Genomic DNA, 24,308 nt, shown 5'->3' with positions numbered 1-24,308 from the left:
CTTCTACTCTATTATTTTTTTTTATTTAATATTAGTTATTTTTCATTAATTTGTTCCACTCATCTTCAAAATTGCTATACGGCTTCGAGCTGTCTGAAGCAACATCTACTACATCTTTCCCTTTTTTCCATTCACGGTATCCATAATATAGAACGACTAATGCCGCAATACCGATTAATGCCGGGGAATGAGACAGGGCGATTGACAAGCCAATTAAACCGACAATACCCCAAGCTAGTTTTCCAAAAAATGATTTTGCTCGCACAAATGATTTATAGCTCCAATACACAATCCCCGCTCCAATTGCTAATCCTACAATACCAGCAAGACTTCCAAGAGCAATTAAAGCCAAAATACCGGCTGCCATAAACGCTAAAAATTGTTTCATCTTGTGCTTGCCTCCCTTCGTTTTGATACTCTTATCTTACCTATCTTTTCATTTTTCTATAACGAGCTTAAGAACCGTTTTTCTCTCAGACTTAAGTCCTATTTATTATCAGACCTATTTTAAAATGAGATGGAATGATAGAAATACAAGTTAAAAAACCCCTTTCCTTTTAGGGGAGACGACTGTTTAAGCCTGTTGGCTAAGGCTCTTTCACACAGAAGGTTCTTAGACATGAGGGCTTAGGAGACAGAGCTAGACAAAGATGTCGAAAAATAAAAATGGAGTTCTATCATTGTGATATCCAAAATAAAAGAGGATGCCTACTATAAGACATCCTCTTCTGAATCATTATGCTGTTTTTTGATATTCCTTTTTCTCAGGCGAAAGACGCGGAAAATTAACGACAATTGAAATAATACCACAAACAGCAACTAACATTGGATAAAATGAGTATGGTAATAATTCAATTGGTGAAAGTGAAGCAAATCCTGCCGCCGTTAACATTTGTGCACCGTATGGAATTAATCCTTGCACACTACAAGAGAATAAATCTAACAAGCTCGCCGATTTTTTCGGATCAATATTATATTGATCTGCAACGTTCTTTGCTAGTGGACCTGTAAAAATAATAGAAATCGTATTATTTGCTGTGCACATATTTGTCATACTTACAAGACCAGCAATTCCAAATTCTGCACCTTTTTTCGAACGAATATTACGTGTTAGCACATTCATTAAATATTGAATGCCACCGTTATATTGAATAATTTCGACCATTCCACCGATTAAGATTGCCAATAATACAAGTTCCATCATACCATTAATTCCTACTGTAACGCTTTTAAAGAAGGTTGCGAGTGTATAACTACCATCCACCATACCGATAATGCCAGCTAACACTGTTCCTCCCGTTAATACAACTAGTACGTTACATCCAAGCAGTGCTGTAATTAACACTCCTGCATACGGTAAAATTTTTACCCAATTAAACGCATGTGCTGTCATATTTGAATGAGTACCTATTGTAAGAACGACTAACAGTACACTCGTAACAATAGCGGCTGGTAATACAATTAAGAAATTTGTTTTAAATTTATCTTTCATTTCCGTTCCTTGTGTACGTACGGCTGCAATTGTCGTATCTGAAATAAAAGATAAATTGTCGCCAAACATCGCACCGCCAACAACTGTTGCCATTGCAAGCGCCATAGAAATATCCGTGTGTCCACTAATCCCTACTGCAATTGGAGCCAATGCTGCAATCGTACCCATTGATGTTCCCATTGCTAATGAAATAAAAGCACCGATAACAAACAAACCAACAACTAAAAATCCTTGCGGCAAAATTGAAAGAGCTAAGTTTACAATTGCTTCAACGCCGCCCATACCTTTTGCCGTTTCAGAAAATGCACCTGCTAGTACAAAGATTAATACCATAATCATGATATCTGGATTGCCAGCCCCTTTAGCAAAACGTTCAACCTTTGTCGTAAAGTTTTCTTTCCTGTTCATTACTAATGCAGCGGCAACTGCAATTAAAATAGCAACCAAAATTGGTAACTTATAAAAATCCCCTGTAATTACACCAGAACCAATAAATAATGCTAAAAATATGCCAAGTGGCAATAATGCCCATGCATTTCCTTTTGTTTGTTCCAAAATTATATCCTCTCCTACTTCTAAACCTATCCTTCACAAGAGCGAAAAAGACCTCTTCTGAAGAGAAGAGGTCTTATATATATCATATAAGAAACACTCTTCTCATCTATCAAGCATATCGCTTGCTGGATTTGGCACAGCACTCAATTATGAGTCCGCTGCCGAGGCATCGTAGGGCCAGTCCCTCCGCCTCTCTTGATAAGAAGGTTTCATATTATATTTTGTGTGAATTAATCTTTTCTTACTTTACTCTTTGCAGGAGAAAATGTCAAACATTATTTCTATCAAAATAGTTGGTATTTTTTTGAATTTCTGTTTCTAAAATTGAAAACCATAAAAAATCTTCTTCTTCAATTTTTTTCATAACCCACTTTGCTGTATTCCAAGCTAAATCATACTCCTCTTTTAAAATATCGCCATCCGTATATGCTTTTTCTAACTCATCTTCATCTAATACATACATTTCCCCGTTTGGTAATAAGACAACATCTACATATAAATCATCGTAATAAGGAAGTCCTCTTCCATCAATTTTATACTCTTTTGCAACATCAATATAATATTGGACAAGCTCTTTTTTCTCGTTTAACATAGCTGTAATTACGAAGTTTTTTTCATTTATAAAGTACTGGATCCAAGTATAACCATTATGCGCAATACAAATCTTCCTATTATTATATCGCTTATAGCTAGGCTCTTTCACGTGCTTTATATGTAATATACCTAACATACCACCCTGTACATCTTTTACTGAATATGTTTTATCAATTAACCGTCCCCATGATGATCCATCTCCATATTTCCGTTTCATGTGCAGCCACCTCTTTCATATAGAAAAAACCCTCACGTATAACGTGAGGGTTTTGTTGTAATTTAAGCTGCTTGCTTCTCTGAAATCTCTTTCAAATAAGCTTGTCCTTTTTCTGCATCGTACTGTCCTTCCCATTTAGACATAACAACTGCAGCTAAAGAGTTACCTACTACGTTTACTGCTGTACGTGCCATATCTAAAATACGGTCAATACCAGCAATAAACGCTAAACCTTCAGATGGAATACCTACTGTATGAAGCGTTGCTAATAACACTACGAACGATACGCCCGGTACACCAGCAATCCCTTTTGAAGTAAGCATTAACACAAGAAGCAATGTAATTTGTTGTGTAATAGATAAATGAATACCATACATTTGCGCTAAGAAAATCGCTGCAATTGCTTGATATAATGTTGAACCATCTAAGTTAAATGAATAACCTGTTGGAATAACGAAAGATGTAATTGCTTTCGGGCATCCGAAACGTTCCATCTTTTCCATAATCTTTGGTAGAACCGTCTCTGAGCTTGCTGTAGAATATGCTAAAATAAGCTCGTCTTTTAAAATCTTAAAGAATTGGAAAATATTAATTCCAAATAACTTTGCCGTAATACCTAATACAACAACAACGAAGAAAATCATCGCCCCGTAAACAACAAAAACTAAATTAGCTAATGGAACTAATGACTTTACACCAAACGTAGAAACCGTTACGCCAATTAACGCAAACACACCAAATGGCGCAAACTTCATGACTTGGTTTGTTACATAAAACATCGCATCTGCTACGCCTTGGAAGAAATTCAGAACTGGTCGTCCTCTTTCTCCAATTGCCGCTACCCCTAAACCAAATAATACAGAGAAGAAAATAATTGCAAGCATATCACCATCTGCTAACGACTTCATAATATTCGTTGGCACAATGTTTACAAATGTGTCTGCAAATGAATGGTGCTGTACTTGTTCTGTTGTAGCTGCAACCTTAGAGATATCTGTTTTTTGTAATGATGACATATCCACACCTTTTCCTGGTTGGAATATGTTTGCTACTAATAAACCAACAACAATTGCAATTGTCGTAATAATTTCAAAATAAATAATTGTTTTTCCACCTAAACGTCCAAGCTTTTTCACATCGCCAACGCCGGCAACACCAACAACAATACTTGCTACTACAATTGGTACAACAATCATTTTAATTAAACGAATAAAAATATCACCAATCGGTTTTAGAATAGTACCAACCATCGGATCTTTATAAAAGATTGCTCCTACCAAAATACCGAGAGCAAGACCTATTAAAATTTGCCACGCAAGTCCAATTTTTTTCATACTTACTGAAACCCCCTTCTTAGATGTTCTAGTTTTTCATATTCTATTTTTCTATCAAATACAAAAATAGAATATTGTTCGACTATTCAATACTTTCTTCCCCTTTTAAAATGATAAGGCAAAAATAGAAATCTGACAACTAAATAAGTTTACCAATGTGCAAATATTTTTGTTGACAAAAATAAAACCATGTTAGAAAACCTAACATGAGAACGATTCCTTTCTCTTATTCCTTGCTATTCATCAATTACTATATAAATTGAATTTTTATAGTAAAAATAAACAATTCAGGAGTAAAATTCTTCTATTTTTCGACATTTAATAACAATTATTTAAATATTTTTTTACATTATTATTACAACAATAGACATATTTCTCTTTTCTATGATTAGATAGAAACATAGGGAAAGGAGATAGGCAGATGAACAAAAAAATAACAGCGTTTAGTTTATTGACAGCCGGTACTATTTTCGTTTCTCCTGTGCTTTCAACAGCGTATGCGGAGACGAGTCAAGATAAATTATCTAATATTCAATCACAACTAGACGGTAAGCAACAAGAATTACATATGAAATTAGAGGAAAAACAACAAATTGAAAAAGAAATTCAAGACTTACAGAAAAAAATCGATGAATTAACTGCTTCTATTAATAAAAATGAAGCAGATTTAAAAGCAACAAAAACGGAAATTGAAAAAACACAAAACATTATCGCAGAGAAAAAAAAGCATATCGAAGAACTACAAAAGCAAATTAATACACGCCAAGAATTAATTAAGCAAAGATTGAAATCTATGCAAGAAAAACCACGTACAAATTTAATTACAGAAGTATTAATTAATACAAACAATATCGCCGAACTATTTGAAAATGTGTATTCCATCAGTTTAATTTTAAATAGTGATACAGAGATCGTAAAACAACAAATACGCGATCAAGATACCGTTAAAAAAGAAAAAGAAGCGATTGAGAAAAAAGAACAACAACTAAAAGAAGCGGAACAAACATTACAGAAACAACAGCAAGAACTACAAGCAAACCAACAACAACAACAAGCTTTGATTGCTGATTTGCACGCAAAGGCTTCAAAAATAGATTCTGAGATGGAAAGTTTAGAAGAAACTAAGACTATTCTAGAAAATCAACGTCAAGCTGTCCAAAAGGCAATTGAAGAGGAAAAACGTACAGAAGACGCTAAAAAAGCAGCTGAAGCGAAAAAGGCTGAAGAGCAAAAACAAGCCGCTTCTTCATCTCCAACTGCTCCTGCACCTCAAACTGCTCCTGTACCTCAAGGAGAAAGTACTGGCGGTTTCATTAAACCCGCAGCTGGAGAAAAAACTTCAGGATTTGGTGTACGTGACATTGGCGATCATAAAGGAATTGACATCGCCGCATCAGGAACAGTGCCAATTATAGCTGCTGCTGACGGTGTCGTAATTCGTTCTGATCTATCTACCAGCTATGGAAATGTTGTGTATTTATCACACCGTATAAACGGAAAAACTTATACAACTGTTTACGCTCATATGAGCAGCCGTTCCGTTTCTGTCGGACAAACAGTGAAACAAGGGCAACAACTTGGATTTATGGGTAATACTGGACAGTCTTTTGGACAACATTTACATTTTGAACTTCATATCGGTGAATGGAATCAAACAAAAACAAACGCTGTTGATCCATCCTCTTATATTGGACTGTAATAAAAAAACTCGGCAATTGCCGAGTTTTTTATTTATGTAAAACAAGTGAGCACCATCTTTCATATATACTTCTTACATATTATTTTGCAATCTTTAACACCTTCTAGGCATTACACATACAATAACATGAAAGTTTTTTCAAAGAGGTCTACACATGAAACAAGAATTACAAGCAGTTGCAGAATTACAAGAAGCCAAAGAGACATTTATAGGCCGAATATTTTCAGTAGTTGGATCCGGTATCTTTTTATTGGACACACTCCTTTCTTGTTTTGTATACACAAAGTATATCAAATGAGAACATATGTTTCTGTTCATATACTAAAAAAAAGCGGAGAATATTCTTCGCTTTTTTTACTAAAACACACCAATAACATTTAAAAATACAAGAATAACGGTAATTGGAATAATATAACGAAGCAAGAAGAACCATATGTTAAATAACGTTTTCCCTCTTGTTTCTGTCACTTCTAATTCTTGCATTAACAACTCTTTCTTCATTTTATTTGGTACAAAGAGCGAAATGGCTAACACACCAAACGGAAGTAATATGTTACTCACCGAAAAGTCCACTAAATCAAAAAATGTCTTTCCAAATAATTTCACATCACTCATCACTCCAAATGATAATGCTGCTGGAATTCCAACTACGAAAATGAGTAATCCAATTAAGAGCGATGCTGATGGGCGCTTCTTTTCATCCTCTTTCGCTACAGAAGCAACAACAATTTCCAGCATAGAAATTGCCGATGTGATCGTTGCAAAGAAAAACAGAATTAAGAATAATATAAAGAAAAAATGCCCGAAAGGAATTTCTCCAAATACAGCTGGAAGAACGATAAATAATAATCCAGGACCTTCTGTCGGACTCACGCCTAACGCAAAAATCGCCGGGAAAATCGCTAGTCCTGCAAGTACAGTAACAAAGACTGTTAAACTTGTAATTGACGTTGCTGATTTTGCTAAATGTTCTTCTTTTTTCAAATAAGAGCTATATGTGACCATAACTGAAGCCCCAACCGTAAGTGAAAAGAACGATTGCCCCATCGCGTATAAAATTGTTTTTGCTGTTAACTTTGAGAAATCTGGTTTTAAGAAAAATTCGACACCTTTCCACGCCCCGTCCAATGTAAGAGAACGAACAATAATTGCAAGAAACAGAACAAATAAAAGCGGCATCATATATTTACTTGCTTTTTCAATTCCTTTTTCTACACCTTTACTTACGATAAAAATTGTACAAAGCATAAAAATAAATTGTGCTCCAATGGCACTTATTGGATTTGAGATGGTTTCTCCAAATAACTTTGCGTAGTCAGCACCATTCCCCCATAACCCACCGGTTACACTATAAAATAAATAAAGTAAAATCCACCCTCCCACAACACTATAAAATGATAAAACGCTAAAACATGTCACTACTCCCATACGACCAATCCATGGATATAGTTTACTATTTGGTACCAATACTTTATAAGCTGTCACCGCTTCTTTTTGCGTACTGCGACCGATCACAAATTCCGCCACTAAAAGTGGCATACCAATAAATATTGTCATGAATAAAAAGACAAGGAAAAAAGCTCCTCCTCCACTATTTCCGGCAACATACGGAAATTTCCAAATCGCCCCAAGTCCTACTGCTGCCCCGGCTGCTGCGAGTACAAAACCAATTTTCGACGTCCATTGCTGTGTTTCTTTCATTTTCACTTCTCCTGATCTGAATATTTCCATTTTTTTCACTCATATACTTTCAGTTCATACTCGCCCACCTCCTTTAGAAAATAAAAAAGTCCCCTACACGCTATGATGCATGTAGAGGACGATATATGTAATATAATACCGTGGTACCACCTCAATTGGATATAATTATCCCACTTTTCAGGTACAGGAATGCTTCCGATACCTTATCCTTTTAACGGCGGAACCCGGGTTGCCTACTATTCGTTCAACATACCTCTCGCAAGCCCATTCTGTATATTTTATCGTACCGGGCTCACACCTTTTCCCAGCTCTCTGAACGTCTCAAATATACGTACTCTTCTTGCTCATCGATTTCATGTATTGAAGTTAATTGTGATTATAGAGGAGATTATTTTATTTGTAAAGCATAAATTAATTGACATCTCGCCCATCTAAAAAGAAAGAGGGTTTTTAGATCGACTTTTTAAATTTCATTTATATAAAGAATACAGAAGCGCTTCTCTCTCCTCTATATTGTATACGTAAGTAGACTTAAGCACTTCCTGTAATACAACATTTTGTTTCTTCTTATCTAGTTGTAACTGCTTCACTTTCATACGTACTTCATATAAAAAATCTAAGTATTCCTTATAACTATCATCATATTCTCCTGCAATTTTATCACGAATTTTTTTCGCAAGTTTTGGGCTTGCCCCGCCAGTAGATACAGCAATGTTTAATTTGCCCCGATGAATAGCTGCCGGAAAATGAACATTACCACTTTCCGGATTTGTAATTACATTTACTAATTGATTTGGCGCTGCATCATCTGCAATTCTCTCATTTAACAACAGATCGTCCGTTGCCGCAACAACTAAAAAAGCCCCGATAAGATCCCTTGTTTCATATTCTTTTTGAAACCACCGAATTTTTTCTTCTTCTACAAGTTGAATTAGGCTTGTATCCAATTTTCTACTAACAACAATAATATTGGCTCCTTCTTGCAATAAAGGAGCAATCTTAAATGCCGCGACTCGTCCGCCGCCAATGAAAACAACACGTTTATCCTTTATTCGCACTGTTAATGGATACATATACATTCTCCCTTATCATTTCTTCTGTACGCTTAATGAGCATATCTTGAAATGCCTGATTTTTGCTTACATACGGACATAATACAATTTGAGAATGGTTATGTTTTCGAATTGCTTTTTCAATTCTCTTCATTAACAATCCTGTAAATAAAAGATACGGAAAAATAACAATCGGAGCATTCGTTATTTGAACAAGTTCACGCAGCTTCTCTTCAAATTGCGGTTTAGCTGCTGCTAAATAACATACTTCGACCTCCGCTACTTCATCTGCCATTTCGAACAATGATGCAATGTCCCTAACATCTCTTAACGTTTCCTCATCACTGCTCCCTCTTGCTACAAGTAAAAGAGTCACTCGTTTTCCAATGGCTTTCATTCCGCTACCATCTAGAACCGCAGTAACAAGTTCACGAGAAACACCAAATGGATTTCCATATGAAAAAGACACATAGGGATATTGATTTTGCAATTGTCCTAACTCCTCAGGAATATCTTTTTTCACATGAACTGCCGCTAATAAAAAGACAGGGACAATCACGATTTGAGTTGCCCCTTTTTGCACACAAGCTGTAACTCCCTCTGCAATAGAAGGAGATGCTAATTCTAAAAAGCATAATTCCTGAATAGGAGCTGATATACGTTCCATACACGATGTAACAAAAGTAGTCGCTTCTTCACACGCTTCCTGCAAACGACTGCCGTGACAAATATAGAGTACTGCTTTCATATTAAAGCACTCCGCTAAGTAGAGACGAACGTTCAAGCGTTTGTTCAAACCAATGAATTTTCTCGCGAAAGCGTACAACCTCTCCAATTACAATCATACTCGGATTTTGGATTCGTTCCTCTTCTGCTACAGATACGATACTTCCTAATGTTCCTGTAATTGTACGTTGAGATGCCGTTGTCCCCCACTCTATCATCGCCACTGGTGTATGTTTACTTTTCCCATATTTCAAGAGCTGTTCACATATATAAGGTAGATTACTTACCCCCATATAAACGGCAAGCGTGTCGACTCCCTTCGCTAAGTTTTCCCACTTCACTTCCTCTTCCGCTCCTTCTTTCCGGTGCCCCGTTACAACTGCAAAACTTGTGCTAGCTTCGCGGTGTGTAACAGGAATCCCTGCATATGCAGAAGCTGCAATCCCAGCTGTAATGCCTGGAACTATCTCAAACGGAATACCATGTTTCACCAATGCCTCCGCTTCTTCGCCGCCCCTTCCAAATACGAAAGGATCTCCGCCTTTTAAACGGGTCACAATCTTCCCTTTCTTTGCATACTTCACTAAAAAAGCATGAATCGTTTCTTGCTTCATCGTATGGTAGTTCGGAAGTTTCCCGCAGTAAATTAAATCCGCTTCTGGCTTTGCATAAGAAAGCAGTTCTTTATTCACAAGACGATCATATAAAATGACATCTGCTTGCCTAATACATTTTACACCCTTCACAGAAATTAACTCTGGATCACCAGGCCCTGCGCCAACAATATACACTTTCCCCATACTTTCTCCTCATTTCTTCTATAAAGTAAAACTTCCATCAGCAGAACTTTTTCTACTAATGGAAGTTGACAATTTTTCGTCTTACTTCCTGTTGGCATTGATTAAACGGTTTCCTATTCATGCAATATAAAAGCTGCACCCTTTCGAATTTTCTTTTTCTCGTATAAAGAAATTTCTTTCACTTCCGGCAAAGGTAAAAAATATTTTTCAAGTTCTACTTCAACGAGACGAAATGCTTGCTCTTCACTTTGCGCAACAACGACTACAGGAACAACACCATTTGCTAAAATAGCTTCAAAACGATATAAATCCATATTGTTCCCCTCCTACTATGCAATCACTTCTTCTAAAATCGTATCTAATACTACTTGTAAATCCGTTATTCCAACACGACTAACAAACTCATAAAATGTTTCACTAGGAAGTTTATTTTCTTTAAAATACGTTAAAAATGCAGTGAGAACATGTGGTAGATCTTTACTGTCAATTTTCCCTTTTAATTTTTCATTGTAAGCACCGCCATCTAGTAATGTCCCGCCTACATAAATTTCAAACGCTTCAACTATCCCTTTTTCTTTCGTTTTTAGTTTGACGCCTTGCAAGCCGATATCAGCAATTTGCCGTTGTCCGCAAGAGTTTGGACAACCGACCATATGAATGCGAACGGGTACATCTAATACAAGCTGTGCATCTAAATAATCTGCGATATTACGTAATCTTTCTTTTGTCTCCACTAATGCTAAGTTGCAATATTCAATTCCTGTACAAGAAACTGCATAACCGATAAATGACTTTGGTTTTGCAGAGATCACTTCTAACATTGGTTCTTGCAATAGTTCATCAATATTTTCTTGCGGTACATTCGGAATAATAAAGTTTTGTGAATTGCACGTACGAATTTCACCATTTCCATACTGCTTTGCAATTCTAGCAATCTCATACATTTCTTCTGCATGCAGACGACCAACCGGGACATTAAAACCAATATAGTATCGATTATCTTGCTTTTGCTTATGAACACCGTAAAAGTAACCAGCATTCCAACCTTTTAAGGCACTTTCTCCTCTCTCATATAAAGGCCCTGTATATTGTAATAACTGTTCTTTAAATTTTTCTGGTCCCCAATCTGCAACAAGAAATTTTAAGCGAGCCAAGTGGCGCTTTTCACGATATCCAAAATCACGAAAAATCGTTGCAATAGCAATTGCTACATCTTTCACTTGCTCTGGTAAAACAAATACATCTAATTCTTCCGCCAAATATGGACGCGCTGATAAACCGCCACCTACTTTCACATGAAAACCAATGACTGTCTTTCCATTCATTTCTTTCGTTGCAGGTGTAAATGCTACACAGTTAATCTCAGCATTTGCTGAATTGTATACATTTGAACTAATTGACATTTTAAATTTACGAGGTAGATTTGAAAATTCTTCATTATGCTGAAAATATTCGTATACCTCTCGCACAATTACTTGTGTATCAAACAGTTCATTTTCATCAATTCCAGCGAGTGGATTCCCTGTAATATTACGTGTAATATCACCGCATGCACCAGCTGTCGATAAACCTACTTTTTCTAATCGCTCGAAAATGTCTGGAATTTGTTCAATTTGTAGCCAATGAAACTGAATCGCTTGACGTGTTGTAATATCAAGTACATCACGTCCGTAATCTTCAGCAATAGAAGCAAGAGCCTCCACTTGTTCATTTGTTATAATTCCAGATGGGATATTCACACGCATCATAAAATATCCTGCCTCTTTTGGACGCTGTAAATATAATCCTGCCCACTTGAAAGAATCCCATTCTTCTTTTGGAATCGACGCAAATCCATGTTCAGCATAATACGGAATATTTTTAAAAATTTCTAAACCGTCTTTTTCTAATTTCTTTTTCTCCGTTGCATTTAATTTTTCATTGTTCGCCCACACTTTTTCATAACTCATCTTTTTTCCTCCCTAGATAAAGTGAAACTTTACTCAGCGGGGGTTCTTCATCCCCAACCTATCTTCTTTAGAAAAGCGGAAGCGGCTCGCTCAGAATCGCAGGACGCCCACGCCCCCCCTGGATAGAGAGGCGCTTTTTGCCTCGTCCGAGGGGAGATTCTAGCCGCTAGAGCTGGACAACGATTTTCTATTAATCTTGAGGTGGGGGATAACTGCCCACGAATAGCGGGATAAAGCTTCGTTTTTGCAAATAAGCAATAATTTGCTGTGCACATTCTTTGGTAGAATAGCGGTGTGTTTCCACAACAATCTCAGCTTGAATTGGCTCTTCATAAGGAGAGTCGATTCCTGTAAATTGCTTCATCTCTCCGCTTCTTGCTTTTTTATAAAGTCCTTTCGGATCACGTTTTTCACATTCTTCAATCGGACACTTTACAAATACTTCAACAAACTCATCCTGTTCTAATATGTCGCGCACTTGCCTGCGATCTTCTCGAAATGGTGAAATAAATGCTGTTAATACAATTGTTCCATTATCAACAAATAGTTTTGCCACTTCGCCGATGCGGCGAATATTTTCTGTACGATCCTCTTCTGAAAATCCTAAATCTTTATTTAAACCGTGACGGATATTATCTCCGTCTAATACATAATTATCGATATTCTTCTCAAATAATTTGCGAGCTACTGCATTAGCTACTGTAGATTTTCCAGAAGCTGATAAACCTGTAAACCATAGAATGAAACTATGATTCTTATTTTGTTTTCGGCGTTCTTCTTTTGAAACAGATGCTGCATGCCAAGTAATATTTGTACCCATCTTTTTTCTCCCCTTACTTTGTCACCACTTCTTTTTGCAAACCACGAATTAAGACTTCTACAACTTCTTTACGGCTAAACGTACTTGGTGGTAATTCTCCACTTCGCAAAAGCTCTCTTACCTTTGTGCCTGATAAAATGACATGCTCTTCTTTTCCATGTGGACATGTTTTTGTTGATGCCATTCCCTCACATTTTGCACAATAAAAGCTATGTTCAAAAAAGAGAGGCGTAATTCCTAACTCTTCTATTGTAAAATTGCTAAAAATCTCCTGCGCTTCATACGTACCATAATAATTTCCAACACCAGCGTGGTCACGGCCAACAATAAAATGTGTACATCCAAAGTTTTTTCTTACAAGTGCATGAAAAACCGCTTCACGCGGACCCGCATATCGCATCGCCGCTGGAAATACCGCTAAAAAGACACGACTTTTTGGATAGTAGTTTTCAAGAAGTACTTCATAACTTTCCATTCGAACATCAGCTGGAATATCATCTGACTTCGTTTCTCCAACAAGCGGATTTAAAAACAAGCCGTCAACTATTTCAAGAGCTGCTTTTTGAATATATTCATGCGCGCGATGAACCGGATTTCTTGTCTGAAAGCCAACAATTGTTTTCCAGCCACTCCGTAAAAACTCTGTTCGCGTTTCACTTGGATCTAAATAATAAACGGAAAATTTTTCTTTTTTAATTCGTTTTACAAGCGTAATTGGTCCTCCCACATATACATTAGGACGATCGTATAATTTCTTAACACCCGGATGTGCGTCTTCTACCGTTTTATAGACAAGGAATGCTTCTTTTTCTTTGTTAGGCGTGTAAATCTCTTCAACTTGAATTACACCATAAGTCACCCCTTCTTTTACGAGCCTAACTTCTTCCCCTACTTGTAATTCTTTTGCTTGTTCTTCTGTTATAGACAATGTAATTGGAATACTCCATACCTCTCCATTTATTAATCTCATTTCCTCTATTACTGACATATAATCACTTTCTCCTAAAAAACCAGTAAGCGGACTATATCCACCGATAGCAATAAGTTCTAAATCACTTAATGCTACTGTGTCTAACTCAATTTCCTTTACAATATGTGCTGTTTCATATGTTGTATCAATTCGATTCACCAATGTTTTTGTATCACTCATTCTCTTCTTCTCCTTTTTTATCGACCTTTTTCCCGCTATTTGCGGGCAGTAATACTCCCACCCCCTCACATTCTGAACGAGCCACTTCCGCTTTTCTTAAGAAGTTAGGCGGGAGATAAACTGCCCGTAAAAGCCCGATTGGTGAGGGCTGATTATCAGTGGGGGATGAAGAAAACCCCCACTGATTAAAGTTTCACTTTATTGATAATGAAGACCACATTCCGCTTTTGTCTTTCCAGCCCAACGCCCATCTCTCAAATCACCGCCTTCTTGCACCTGTACTGTGCACGTTTCACATCCGATGCTCGGATACCCAATATCATGAAGTGGATTGTATGGCAATTTATGCTTGTATACGTAACGCCATACTTCTTTCCAAGTCCAATGAATAAGCGGACAAATTTTAACAGATTGAAAACGATGATCTTGATTAACAAACTGCGTATTTTTTCGCGTTTCAGATTGCTCTCTTCTCAAACCAGATATCCATGCCTTCCTACCTGTTAATACTTCTTCTAACGGCTTAATCTTTCTTAATTGACAACAAAGGTTTGGATTATGTTCCCATAATTTATCGCCATACTCTTTTGCTTGTTCTTCAAGTGTAAGTTCTGGCTGCTTTTCAATAATATTCAACTTAGGAAATCGTTCTCGTACTTTTTTGATTAAGTCATACGTTTCTTGAAAATGAACATTTGTATCTAAAAATACAACCTTTGCAGATGGATTTACTTGATTAATAAAATGCAATAAAACCATTCCTTCTATCCCAAAACTGCATGCATAAACAATATCCTGCCCATAATGTTCATAGGCCCAGCGCACCGCTGCTAAAGCCCCTCTCGTTTCATCATCTTCTGAAAATGAAACAAAATGATCTTTCCATGTTTCATACGTTAACACCGCCCTACCCCCTTCATAAAACTCATACAAAAAGGCGGCTTTAATCTAATAAAAATAGATTAAAGCCGCCTCTAGTTTTTCTAGTCAGCATGCTTATTTCAAACGTACTTTTTCACTTTTTTCAAGCTGAATCACTTTACCATCTTGCACAACAATTGTAATTGAACCATATTTCATATCAGCAAGCATCGCTTGAATCTTACTCGCTACTTCTTCAAATTGTCCGCGTATCCCCATGAACAGCCCCCCTTTTTTTCATAAAAAAAATCTTCCCCATTTCGAAAAGACTGTTCCGGTAACGTATCTACCTTATCTTCCAAAATGGATTCCATTTTGCTGGAAGTAGCACCTTACTTTTATAAAGTAGGTTGCCGGGCTTCCTTGGGCCAGTTCCCTCCGCCGCTCTTGATAAGAATTTAATTATATTTGCATTTTATCACAATTCTGAATTTTTTCAATCCTAGTTTTCCGATAAAATTTATATTTTTTTAGAAAAAGGAGTTTTTCACCTAAAAAAACCCCTTCTTCAACTACCCATTAGTGGGGAATGAAGCCCCCCCACTGATGGAAGTTTCACTTTATACAAATTCCTTTACACGTATGCGATCGTTCCCAATAATATTTTCATACGATTCCCTCTCAACAATAATATGAGATTTTCCATTTTCCACAAACACAACTGCTGGTCGACGGATTCGATTGTAATTATTCGCCATTGAGTAACCATATGCCCCTGTACAAGAGATAGCCAAGAGATCACAAGAAACAACTTTTGGGAGCGCTACGTCCCAAATGAGCATATCCCCGCTTTCACAACACTTCCCTGCGATTGAAACAACCTCTTCGGCAGATTCATTCGCTCGGTTTGCTAGCAATGCTTCGTAACGAGCTCCGTAAAGCGCTGGTCGAAGGTTATCTGTCATCCCTCCATCAACCGATACATATTTACGAATTCCTGGAATATCTTTAATTGCCCCCACTGTGTACAAAGTTGTCCCTGCATCACCAACAATACTACGACCTGGCTCTACCCAAATTTCTGGAAGTGGATATCCACAAGCTGTAAATTGCTCGCGTACCGCACCTGTCACAGCTTGCACATATTCCCCAAGAGCAAGCGGTGTATCTCCTTCCGTATAACGAATTCCAAAACCACCGCCTACATTTAATACGGGAGCTACGTAATCCATTTCTTTTCTCACTGCTTCTAAAAATTTGTGAAGCACTTCAATCGCACGAACAAATCCTGCCGTCTCAAAAATTTGCGACCCAATATGAGAATGGATTCCCATCACATGGTAATTTGATTTTTCTAAGGCACTTTTCATTGCTTGTAATGCATACCCCGTTGAAATACCAAAGCCAAACTTGGAATCATCTTGACCTGTTGTAATATATTCATGAGTATGCGCTTCTACTCCTGGAGTTACCCGAAGCAGAACACTTGCAACTTTCCCGTATTCTTCCGCCAAATCATGCAATACTTCTAGTTCCAAAAAATTATCTACAACGAAACACCCGATATTAGCTTCTAGGGCCATTCTCATCTCTTCTTCTGTTTTATTATTACCATGGAAATGGATACGCTCAGCCGGAAATCCTGCTTGCAGCGCTGTATATAACTCTCCGCTAGACACAACATCAAGCGACATATTTTCTTCCGCAGCTAATCGGCACATTTCCATGCACAAGAACGCTTTGCTCGCATATGCTACTTGATAAGAGAACCCGCTTTCTCTAAAAGCATGATGAAATGCACGACACTTCTCACGAATTGCAGCTTCATCATATACATAAAGAGGTGTTCCATATGTTTTTGCGAGTTCCGTAGCATCGCATCCCCCAATTTCTAAGTATCCCTGCTCGTTAATGCGGCTTGTGCCGTGTAAATACATGTGAATTCCTCCCTTTTTCTCCCAAAAACATCCATATATATTCTTAATTTTTCGACATATAAGTCACTGCTATGCAGAATACAACTTGATCGCTACTTGCTTCTTCCTTTTGTTTTAAACATTGCATGTGGTAGGAAAAGGCCCTGACCGTTTCTATGCGCGGCCAGATGCTCTTGTCACCCCCTAATAAAAAAGGAGGTTTTTATGTCGGTTTTTAACTTGTATATATTCCATCTCTTAGTTGTTCATATTATCCCTAATTAGGTAAACAAAAAACGCGCGGAACAATGTTCACGCGCGTTTCTTATTAGAAGAATTTACGATGAAAAAATAAACTTGTTGTTATTTTCTCAAATAAGAAACCGCATCAAACATCTCCAAATAGCTCTCCATAAGTCAAAAACTTATGACAGTACTACATTTATTTAATGCAGTCCCAATATATGAATAAAGTGGGTATTCATATATTTCGGCGATAATCCCTTTCAGACTATAATCATGAATACCACTTTATTTCCTATAGCTTACTTTTGATTATCGCGGCCTCTACCCTTGAGTGTAGATGAGGTAAGTCTATTTAATTTTCAAGCATCTTTTTATTGCTATTAACAATAGCAAATGACTGATTTATTTGTCAAATACTTTTTTAAATCGGTTTACGACAATTTAATTTCGTATTATCTGGTAAGCGCTTTACATCTATATTCTTCACAGTCCATTCACCCTCATCATTTTCAAACGTAATTGTTACTTTTTCAAACGGCGGGAGTTTTTTCCCTCCTACTCCTGGCTCATATTTAATTATTTCAATAGAAGTACGAAACAAATATGTACCGCTGTATATTTTTTTCATGCTAACGATTTTAGGGCATTCATATGGCTTTTGTTTTCCATAATACTTTTGAATCGCTTCATTTATTCTCGGAAACAGCACCGAATAAAGGGCATCTTCTAATAATAACGGTTCATGTTCAGCCAAAAAAGGAGCTGGATTTCCAAGTAAAATGAAGCAACTCAATATAAAACAACATATTTTCTTCATAGTACTCCTCCACATTTCCATCGATGATATTATTTTATCCATCTTCCCTTTTTCTACCCAATTATGAGAAAAGCATCCACAAATTCACTATGTTTTTATATAATAGTACACATAGTAAAAAAACATAGAGATATGTAACCGGTTATATACATAAAGAGACGGTTACTTGTAGGTAGTAGGAGGAGCCCAATATGATGCAACGTTTGTTTCCAAAAGTACGATTCGCTCTCATAGCTATCGTCCTATTATGGATCAAAACATATATTGTATACAAACTAGCTTTTGACATGAAGATCAATAACGCTTTCGAACAAATCATGTTATTCTTTAATCCGTTAGCTTCATTATTATTATTTTTCGGTTTCGCTTTATTAGCAACAAAACATCGAAATCGTATCATTATTAGTATTAGCGTGGTGTTATCCTTTATTTTATTTGGAAATGCCATGTTTTATGGATTTTACAATGATTTTGTAACGTTCCCTGTGTTATTTCAAACAAATAATATGGCTGATTTAGGAACGAGTATAAAAGAACTATTTACATATAAAACACTTCTTTTGTTTGCAGATACCATTGTTTTAGCCGTATTAACTCGGAAATTCCCGAGTTTTTGTGATACAACTCCTCTATCGCTGAAAGAGAAGCGAACGTTTTTTAGTGGTGTAACAGCAATATTAGCTTTGCAGATGGTTATTTCAGTTATTTATAACCCACAACTATTTTCACATTCATTCGATCGCCAAACCGTTGTGAAAAATCTCGGCTTATATACGTATCATGTTTATGATATTACGCTGCAATCGAAATCGTCTGCCCAGCGTGTCTTCGCAAGTGGAGATAGCTTTTCTGAAATTGATAACTATGTAAAAACAAAAGATAGACAAGAAAATAAAAATTTATTCGGCGTGGCAAAAGGAAAAAATGTTATTTTAATTTCAATGGAATCCACACAAAGTTTTGTCATCAATCAAAAAATAAATGGAAAAGAAATTACACCATTTTTAAATGATTTCATTAAAGACAGCTATTATTTCGATAACTTTTATCATCAAACCGGACAAGGGAAAACATCAGATGCCGAATTTATTATTGAAAACTCTTTATATCCGCTTGATCGCGGCTCTGTTTTCTTTACACATGCTAATAATGAATATACAGCTACACCAGAACAACTCAAAAAACATGGATATTACTCTGCTGTATTCCATTCAAATGATAAAACATTTTGGAATCGTAATTTGATGTATCCTGCACTCGGATATGATCGCTATTTCAATTTGCAAGACTATACAAATGCAGAACAAATGTCTGTTGGTTGGGGGTTGAAAGATAAAGCATTTTTCGAACAATCTATTCCAAAATTAAAATCTTTACCACAGCCGTTCTATACGAAATTCATTACATTAACAAACCATTTTCCATTTTTGCTGCAACCGGACGATCAATTCATTAATGAATTTAATTCAGAAAGCGGCGTTGTAAATCGTTATTTTCCAACTGTACGTTATACAGATGAAGCATTAAAATATTTTATTGAACAATTAAAAAAAGAAGGATTATACGATAATTCGATTATCATTATTTACGGAGATCATTATGGTATTTCTGAAAACCATAATGCAGCTATGGCCCAATTTTTAGGAAAAGAAACCCTTACTCCTTTTGATACGATGCAGCTACAAAGAGTACCGCTCATCATTCACATTCCTGGTCAAAAAGGACAAGTCATTTCAAAAGTTTCTGGACAAATTGATGTGAAACCAACACTTCTACATTTACTCGGTATAAAAACAAACAATTCTATTGAATTTGGTACAGATTTATTTGAAACAAATAATGAGCCACTTATGGTTATGCGTGACGGAAGCTTCGTAACAAATGATTATCTGTATACAAAAAATGTATGCTACAACAAAAAAACTGGTGAACCAACTGATATTACGGTCTGTCAGCCGTATATCGAAAAGGCAAAAACAGAGTTAAATTACTCTGATAAACTCATTTACGGTGATTTATTACGATTTGATCCGCATAATCAATATAAGACTGGTACGATGATAACGAAATTTGAATAAGAAAATAAATTTTCAAAAAACATAAAACCCTTTTCTTTTTAGGGGGGACGAGAGCCGCTGGCCGTGTATTGAAGCGGTCAGGGCCTTTTTCTGCCACGTGCGGGGTTTAAAACAAAGGGAGCAGACAAGTAGCGTTCTTATTTTATTCTACATAGCAGCAAATTAGATATCGAAAAATTTATTTAAGTTAAAAAACTACATACCTCTCCTTTTTAAAATTGACGAGAGCCGCTGGCCACGTATAGAACGGTCAGGGCCTTTTTCTGCCACGTACGGGGTTTAAAACAAAGGGAGCAGGTGAGTAGCAGGGCTTATTTTTTCTACATAGCAGCGACTATATATTTTAAAAATAATATATATAATAGTTTTGAATTAAATAAATAAAAAACACGCTGAAAACTTTCTCAAAATGAAGAATTTTTTCGACGAGTACAGGAAATTTATGTTATGATAAAAAAGATAAAATTCCATAAAATAATCAAGAATCTATAAAAGAAAGCAAGGGATCAGATTTTGTACAGAGCAGCCATTCCAAACTTATTTACGCTCGGAAATTTATACAGTGGATTTCTATCCATCGGCTACGCCTCATTAGGATACTACAAATCAGCGGCAATTTTAGTTTTAATCGGAATGATGCTAGATAGCCTTGATGGAAGAATCGCACGCTTACTTCGCGTCGATTCACAGCTCGGAAAAGAACTTGATTCATTAGCAGACGTCGTTACATTTGGTGCTGCACCCGCTGTATTGATGTATTACACATCTTTCTCTAATTACGGTATTATCGGATTATACATAGCAGGACTTTTCCCTCTATTTGGAGCATACAGATTAGCTCGCTTTAATGTCACACCATCATCAACATCAATGAAATACTTTACTGGTGTACCAATTACAGCTGCAGGTGGTCTTGTTGCCTTCCTTACTTTATTTTCACATACGATTCCAAAAATCGTACTTATTACAGTATTCGTGACATTCGCTTTTCTTATGGTTAGCCGCATTCGTATTCCAAGTATGAAAGATGTACCGATTCCAAAATATAGTATTATCGTGACACTCTTTTTAATCGGAATCATTTATACGATGTATAAAACGAGTGTCGGCAATATTTCAGTGTTTTTATTCATTGCTATTCCTCTCTATATTTTGTATATGCTGTCACAATTTCTGAGACAACGACCAGCACAAAAAAAACGAACAAACAAATAGTAAAAAAGAATCCTTCCTTCCTATCATAAGGAAGGATTCTTTTTATTTCATTATAAGTTCTTTTTTATACACTGGAGTTAACGGCTCATTTCCTTCTAATACCGCTAAAATATTGCGCACTGCCACTTCTGCCATTGCATCACGCGTCTCAATTGTTGCGTTTCCAATATGCGGTGTTAACACAACATTTTTTAACTCTTTTAATTTATCTGTAATGTTTGGTTCAAATTCAAAGACATCAAGCGCCGCCCCTTCAATTTCTTTTGTTTCTAATGCAAACGCAAGTGCCTCTTCATTCATAATTGGACCACGTGCCGCATTAATAATATAAGCCGTTTTTTTCATCAATCTAAATTGTTCTTCATCAATCATATGATGCAACTTCGGATTATAAGCACAGTTAATGGTAACAAAATCCGCTGTTTGCAATAGTTCTTCCAGCGTTACATATGTTGCCCCTAATTCTTGCTCCGCCCTATATTTACGACTTGGTCCTGTATACATAATGTTCATCCCAAATGCTTTTGCTCGTTTTGCCACTGCTTTCCCAATTTCTCCAAGACCAATAATGCCAATCGTTTTACCGTATACTTCACGCCCTAAGAAAAAGAGCGGTGCCCAGCCATTAAAACCAACTGTACGACATAGTGTATCGCCTTCTGGAATACGGCGTGCTGCCGCTAACAAAATTGCAAATGTTAGCTCTGCTGTTGCCTCTGTGGAAACTTTTGGTGTGTTCGTAACCGCTATGTCCTTTTCCACCGCATATTTATAATCAATATTGTCATATCCAGCTCCGTAGTTTGCAATAATTTTCAAATACGGTGCTGCATCGATGACTTCTTTCGGAATTTTTGTTGAAAGTAAGCTCAATAATGCATCCTTATCTTTTACACGTGCTACTAGCTCTTCTGTGCCAATCAATTCTTCTTTATCATACATTTCCACTTCATGATCTCGTAACAACTGTAGTCCAATTTCTGGAATTTTTCCTGCTATTAAAATTTTTGCCATGTTTAAGCATCCTTTCTTTTCTACATCAAAATATGCTCATTCAATACTATTGTAAAAAATCCCGTCGAAAAAAGACAAGGAATTTGATTAAACTATATAAATCCGTTTTGTTTGTTCTACATATACGTTGCGGTTATGTGGAACAAAAGATGACATGCACTCGTTTTCTCTCTTTCTTTTATTACCGTACGTGGCAGAAAAAGGCCCTAATCGTTTCTATGTATGGCCAAACCCTCTCGCCCACCTAAAACAAAGGAGGTGTCCTTTTTTCAATTTGTTTTCATATATTTTTATCACCTTTCTTTACAAAAACATGGAAAAAAGGCTGAATACATTCAGCCTTTTTTCCATGTTTCACTTTATTGGTCTCTTCCTTGTCCTAGCTTCACATCAATTGTTCCTTCTGCTACTGTATCACTAATTTGTTCTTGTATAATTGCTTGCTCTGATTGATCTTTTTGCAAGGCATTGCTCTCATTCGTTAACTTCCCAGTATCTTTATATTGTTGTTTCGCCATAAGAAAATCCTCCTTTGTTGTTCAACGTTAGTGTAAACAAAAAAGGAGGTTTTCATCCCGCTATTCGCGGGCAGTAAGCCCCACCCATTCAAGATGCAAAGAGAATAGGCGGGGGCATGTGCAAGGTTGGGCGGGCTTTCCATCAGTAGGGAATACAGCCTCTCCTACTGATGGAAGTTTCACTTTATCACAAAACATTCTCTTCTACATATTCGAGCGGTTTCATGTTCCGAATTCTTTTTTCAAATGTTGCAACATGTGTCACACCATGATTTCGGAGTGTTTCTATATTTTCTTGTACGTAACTACCTAAATCATTTGGGAAATGTGCATCTGAAGAAATTGTAATCGGAACACCATATTGTACTAAGCGCTGTAAAAACAAAGGGCTCGGACACATTTCTCTTACAGGATATCGATAATATAATCCAGCATTCACTTCCGTAGCTGTATTCGTCTCGATTAAAGCCTTAGCGATTGTTTCGTAATATGGTAATTGCTCATTTTCATCTATGCGATAGTTAAACACTTTTATGTTATCTAAATGTGCAACAATATCAAATAATTCAGAACGTATTCCTTTTTCTAACGTTTGAAAAAATGTCTGATATAACGCATGTAAGTCATGCTGTCTAAAATAATCGTCTGTATCCGGATTATCAAATCCCCACCCATTAATAAAATGTACAGAACCAATAACATAATCCCAATTTCCTAACGTTAATAACTTTGTCAGTTCTTCTTCCCCGCCGATGAAATAATCTGCTTCTAGCCCAAGTCGTAACGTCACGCCCCGTTTTCTCCATCTGTCTTTCGCATCTTCAATTGCGCTTATAAAGTTTATAATCGATTCTACCCTCACTTGATCTAACCATTCTTTTTGCAGCTGCCCTAGTTCTGTATTACGAATATCGACGTAGCGTTCATAATATTCCTTCGCTTCATAGAAACGATATAAGTGATCCACAATGCCAACTTCTCCCAACCCTTTACGCACAGCTTCCTCTAAGTATAAATCAATCCATTCCGATGAAAATGCCCCTGCCTTTACCCGCTTTTGTAAACGTTCCCCCGCCTTCAATATCCATTTCATCGAATGCTTTTCTTCTTCAATCGGTGCAAAATGCTCAAGCGCTTCATTTGTGCGAGATAACCATCGCATGGAATACGGTCCTTCTTCTAAGTGAAGGTGATAATCTACTCTCATTTTTCTCCCCTCCTATAAAGCATCAATGTCTTTTCGTTCGCCCACTCTCGATAATTGTCCTTGCCGTTTCTGTAATTCTTCTGTTATCTCTTGTAATGAGACATTTTTTTCTACGAGTAACACTAAGCAATGATACGTAAGATCAGTAACTTCTTTTATAAGCTCGTCTTTCTTATTATTTTTCGCTGCAATGATAACTTCCGTACATTCTTCCCCTAATTTCTTTAATATTTTGTCTTCTCCTTTTGTAAATAAGTAATTTGTATACGACTCAGAGATAGGATTCTCTTTTCGCCGCCCAATGGTTTCGTATAATTGTTGCAACACATCGCTCATTTCCTTATCCC

Annotated in this window: 24 protein-coding genes, 3 riboswitches and 1 other annotated feature; of the genes, 4 read left to right on the top strand and 20 right to left on the bottom strand. The window is 36.6% G+C overall.

Features of this window, described 5'->3' with window-relative positions; translation table 11 throughout:
• Positions 1–31: 31 nt before the first annotated feature.
• The 4 genes from MR076_RS02240 to gltP all read right to left on the bottom strand — a co-directional run bounded on the left by MR076_RS02240 (position 32) and on the right by gltP (position 4,192).
• Positions 32–388, bottom strand: a complete 357-nt coding sequence (locus tag MR076_RS02240) for a lmo0954 family membrane protein (protein WP_242217167.1) — start codon at positions 386–388, stop codon at positions 32–34.
• A gap of 348 nt (positions 389–736) precedes the next feature.
• Positions 737–2,047, bottom strand: coding sequence for a Na+/H+ antiporter NhaC family protein (locus MR076_RS02235; RefSeq protein ID WP_242217165.1), 1,311 nt, complete (start codon positions 2,045–2,047; stop codon positions 737–739).
• 99 nt (positions 2,048–2,146) lie between these two features.
• Positions 2,147–2,252: riboswitch (SAM riboswitch) on the bottom strand.
• Positions 2,253–2,315: 63 nt separating this feature from the next.
• On the bottom strand, positions 2,316–2,858 hold the full coding sequence (locus MR076_RS02230) for a ribonuclease FAU-1 family protein (protein ID WP_242217163.1): 543 nt from the start codon (positions 2,856–2,858) through the stop codon (positions 2,316–2,318).
• 62 nt (positions 2,859–2,920) lie between these two features.
• On the bottom strand, positions 2,921–4,192 hold the full coding sequence (gene gltP, locus MR076_RS02225) for a glutamate/aspartate:proton symporter GltP (RefSeq protein ID WP_242217162.1): 1,272 nt from the start codon (positions 4,190–4,192) through the stop codon (positions 2,921–2,923).
• Positions 4,193–4,613: 421 nt separating this feature from the next.
• On the opposite strand from gltP, the gene MR076_RS02220 reads away from it, so the two are divergent.
• Both MR076_RS02220 and MR076_RS02215 read left to right on the top strand, forming a co-directional pair.
• Entirely contained in the window at positions 4,614–5,891 is a 1,278-nt protein-coding gene (locus tag MR076_RS02220; protein WP_242217161.1) for a murein hydrolase activator EnvC family protein, read from the top strand.
• A 154-nt stretch (positions 5,892–6,045) separates the two neighbouring features.
• Positions 6,046–6,189, top strand: a complete 144-nt coding sequence (locus tag MR076_RS02215) for a hypothetical protein (protein WP_242217160.1) — start codon at positions 6,046–6,048, stop codon at positions 6,187–6,189.
• Positions 6,190–6,248: 59 nt separating this feature from the next.
• On the opposite strand, the gene MR076_RS02210 is transcribed toward MR076_RS02215, so the two are convergent.
• From MR076_RS02210 to MR076_RS02155, 12 genes are all read right to left on the bottom strand, one after another.
• On the bottom strand, positions 6,249–7,592 hold the full coding sequence (locus MR076_RS02210; RefSeq protein ID WP_242217159.1) for a sodium-dependent transporter: 1,344 nt from the start codon (positions 7,590–7,592) through the stop codon (positions 6,249–6,251).
• A 111-nt stretch (positions 7,593–7,703) separates the two neighbouring features.
• Positions 7,704–7,949, bottom strand: a binding site (T-box leader).
• A gap of 113 nt (positions 7,950–8,062) precedes the next feature.
• Entirely contained in the window at positions 8,063–8,665 is a 603-nt protein-coding gene (locus tag MR076_RS02205) for an NAD(P)-binding protein (RefSeq protein ID WP_242217158.1), read from the bottom strand.
• Positions 8,634–9,392: a sirohydrochlorin chelatase gene (locus tag MR076_RS02200; RefSeq protein WP_242217157.1), complete on the bottom strand. Its 759-nt coding sequence runs from the start codon at positions 9,390–9,392 to the stop codon at positions 8,634–8,636. The genes MR076_RS02205 and MR076_RS02200 overlap by 32 nt, the downstream gene beginning before the upstream one ends.
• A 1-nt stretch (position 9,393) precedes the next feature.
• Complete coding sequence (cobA, locus tag MR076_RS02195) at positions 9,394–10,170, bottom strand: uroporphyrinogen-III C-methyltransferase (RefSeq protein ID WP_242217156.1); 777 nt, start codon at positions 10,168–10,170, stop codon at positions 9,394–9,396.
• Positions 10,171–10,283: 113 nt separating this feature from the next.
• Positions 10,284–10,484: a DUF3906 family protein gene (locus MR076_RS02190; protein WP_242217155.1), complete on the bottom strand. Its 201-nt coding sequence runs from the start codon at positions 10,482–10,484 to the stop codon at positions 10,284–10,286.
• A 15-nt stretch (positions 10,485–10,499) separates the two neighbouring features.
• Positions 10,500–12,119 carry a nitrite/sulfite reductase gene (locus MR076_RS02185; RefSeq protein WP_242217154.1) on the bottom strand — a complete coding sequence of 540 codons (1,620 nt, stop codon included), beginning with the start codon at positions 12,117–12,119 and terminating at the stop codon, positions 10,500–10,502.
• A gap of 190 nt (positions 12,120–12,309) precedes the next feature.
• On the bottom strand, positions 12,310–12,939 hold the full coding sequence (gene cysC / locus MR076_RS02180) for an adenylyl-sulfate kinase (RefSeq protein WP_242217153.1): 630 nt from the start codon (positions 12,937–12,939) through the stop codon (positions 12,310–12,312).
• A 13-nt stretch (positions 12,940–12,952) separates the two neighbouring features.
• Positions 12,953–14,089 (bottom strand): sulfate adenylyltransferase, encoded by a 1,137-nt coding sequence (gene sat / locus MR076_RS02175; protein WP_242217152.1) that lies wholly within the window; start codon positions 14,087–14,089, stop codon positions 12,953–12,955.
• A gap of 198 nt (positions 14,090–14,287) precedes the next feature.
• Positions 14,288–14,992 carry a phosphoadenylyl-sulfate reductase gene (locus MR076_RS02170; RefSeq protein ID WP_242217150.1) on the bottom strand — a complete coding sequence of 235 codons (705 nt, stop codon included), beginning with the start codon at positions 14,990–14,992 and terminating at the stop codon, positions 14,288–14,290.
• A gap of 93 nt (positions 14,993–15,085) precedes the next feature.
• On the bottom strand, positions 15,086–15,229 hold the full coding sequence (locus MR076_RS02165) for a YezD family protein (RefSeq protein WP_242217147.1): 144 nt from the start codon (positions 15,227–15,229) through the stop codon (positions 15,086–15,088).
• Positions 15,230–15,298: 69 nt separating this feature from the next.
• A riboswitch (SAM riboswitch) is annotated at positions 15,299–15,407 on the bottom strand.
• A gap of 163 nt (positions 15,408–15,570) precedes the next feature.
• A complete protein-coding gene (lysA, locus tag MR076_RS02160; protein WP_242217145.1) occupies positions 15,571–16,887 on the bottom strand; it encodes a diaminopimelate decarboxylase in 1,317 nt (438 codons plus the stop codon).
• Positions 16,888–17,261: 374 nt separating this feature from the next.
• Positions 17,262–17,444, bottom strand: a riboswitch (Lysine riboswitch).
• Between the two features lie 89 nt (positions 17,445–17,533).
• Positions 17,534–17,929 carry a DUF3888 domain-containing protein gene (locus MR076_RS02155; protein ID WP_242217144.1) on the bottom strand — a complete coding sequence of 132 codons (396 nt, stop codon included), beginning with the start codon at positions 17,927–17,929 and terminating at the stop codon, positions 17,534–17,536.
• Positions 17,930–18,120: 191 nt separating this feature from the next.
• Between MR076_RS02155 and MR076_RS02150 the strand changes: the two genes are divergently transcribed.
• Both MR076_RS02150 and pssA read left to right on the top strand, forming a co-directional pair.
• Positions 18,121–20,007, top strand: a complete 1,887-nt coding sequence (locus tag MR076_RS02150) for an LTA synthase family protein (protein ID WP_242217143.1) — start codon at positions 18,121–18,123, stop codon at positions 20,005–20,007.
• A 513-nt stretch (positions 20,008–20,520) separates the two neighbouring features.
• Positions 20,521–21,222 (top strand): CDP-diacylglycerol--serine O-phosphatidyltransferase, encoded by a 702-nt coding sequence (pssA, locus tag MR076_RS02145; RefSeq protein ID WP_242217142.1) that lies wholly within the window; start codon positions 20,521–20,523, stop codon positions 21,220–21,222.
• 42 nt (positions 21,223–21,264) lie between these two features.
• Here the strand turns inward: pssA and MR076_RS02140 are convergent, their stop codons facing one another.
• From MR076_RS02140 to hisE, 4 genes are all read right to left on the bottom strand, one after another.
• Positions 21,265–22,236, bottom strand: a complete 972-nt coding sequence (locus MR076_RS02140; protein WP_242217141.1) for an NAD(P)-dependent oxidoreductase — start codon at positions 22,234–22,236, stop codon at positions 21,265–21,267.
• Between the two features lie 359 nt (positions 22,237–22,595).
• Complete coding sequence (locus MR076_RS02135) at positions 22,596–22,754, bottom strand: DUF4025 domain-containing protein (RefSeq protein WP_242217140.1); 159 nt, start codon at positions 22,752–22,754, stop codon at positions 22,596–22,598.
• Between the two features lie 187 nt (positions 22,755–22,941).
• Positions 22,942–23,961 carry a histidinol phosphate phosphatase domain-containing protein gene (locus tag MR076_RS02130; RefSeq protein WP_242217139.1) on the bottom strand — a complete coding sequence of 340 codons (1,020 nt, stop codon included), beginning with the start codon at positions 23,959–23,961 and terminating at the stop codon, positions 22,942–22,944.
• A 12-nt stretch (positions 23,962–23,973) separates the two neighbouring features.
• Positions 23,974–24,297 carry a phosphoribosyl-ATP diphosphatase gene (gene hisE / locus MR076_RS02125; RefSeq protein ID WP_242217138.1) on the bottom strand — a complete coding sequence of 108 codons (324 nt, stop codon included), beginning with the start codon at positions 24,295–24,297 and terminating at the stop codon, positions 23,974–23,976.
• Positions 24,298–24,308 lie beyond the last annotated feature (11 nt).

This window comes from Bacillus cereus group sp. BfR-BA-01380 (genome assembly GCF_022663535.1).
Lineage (GTDB): Bacteria > Bacillota > Bacilli > Bacillales > Bacillaceae_G > Bacillus_A > Bacillus_A cereus_BB.
This window is presented reverse-complemented; position numbering and strand designations above follow the sequence as displayed.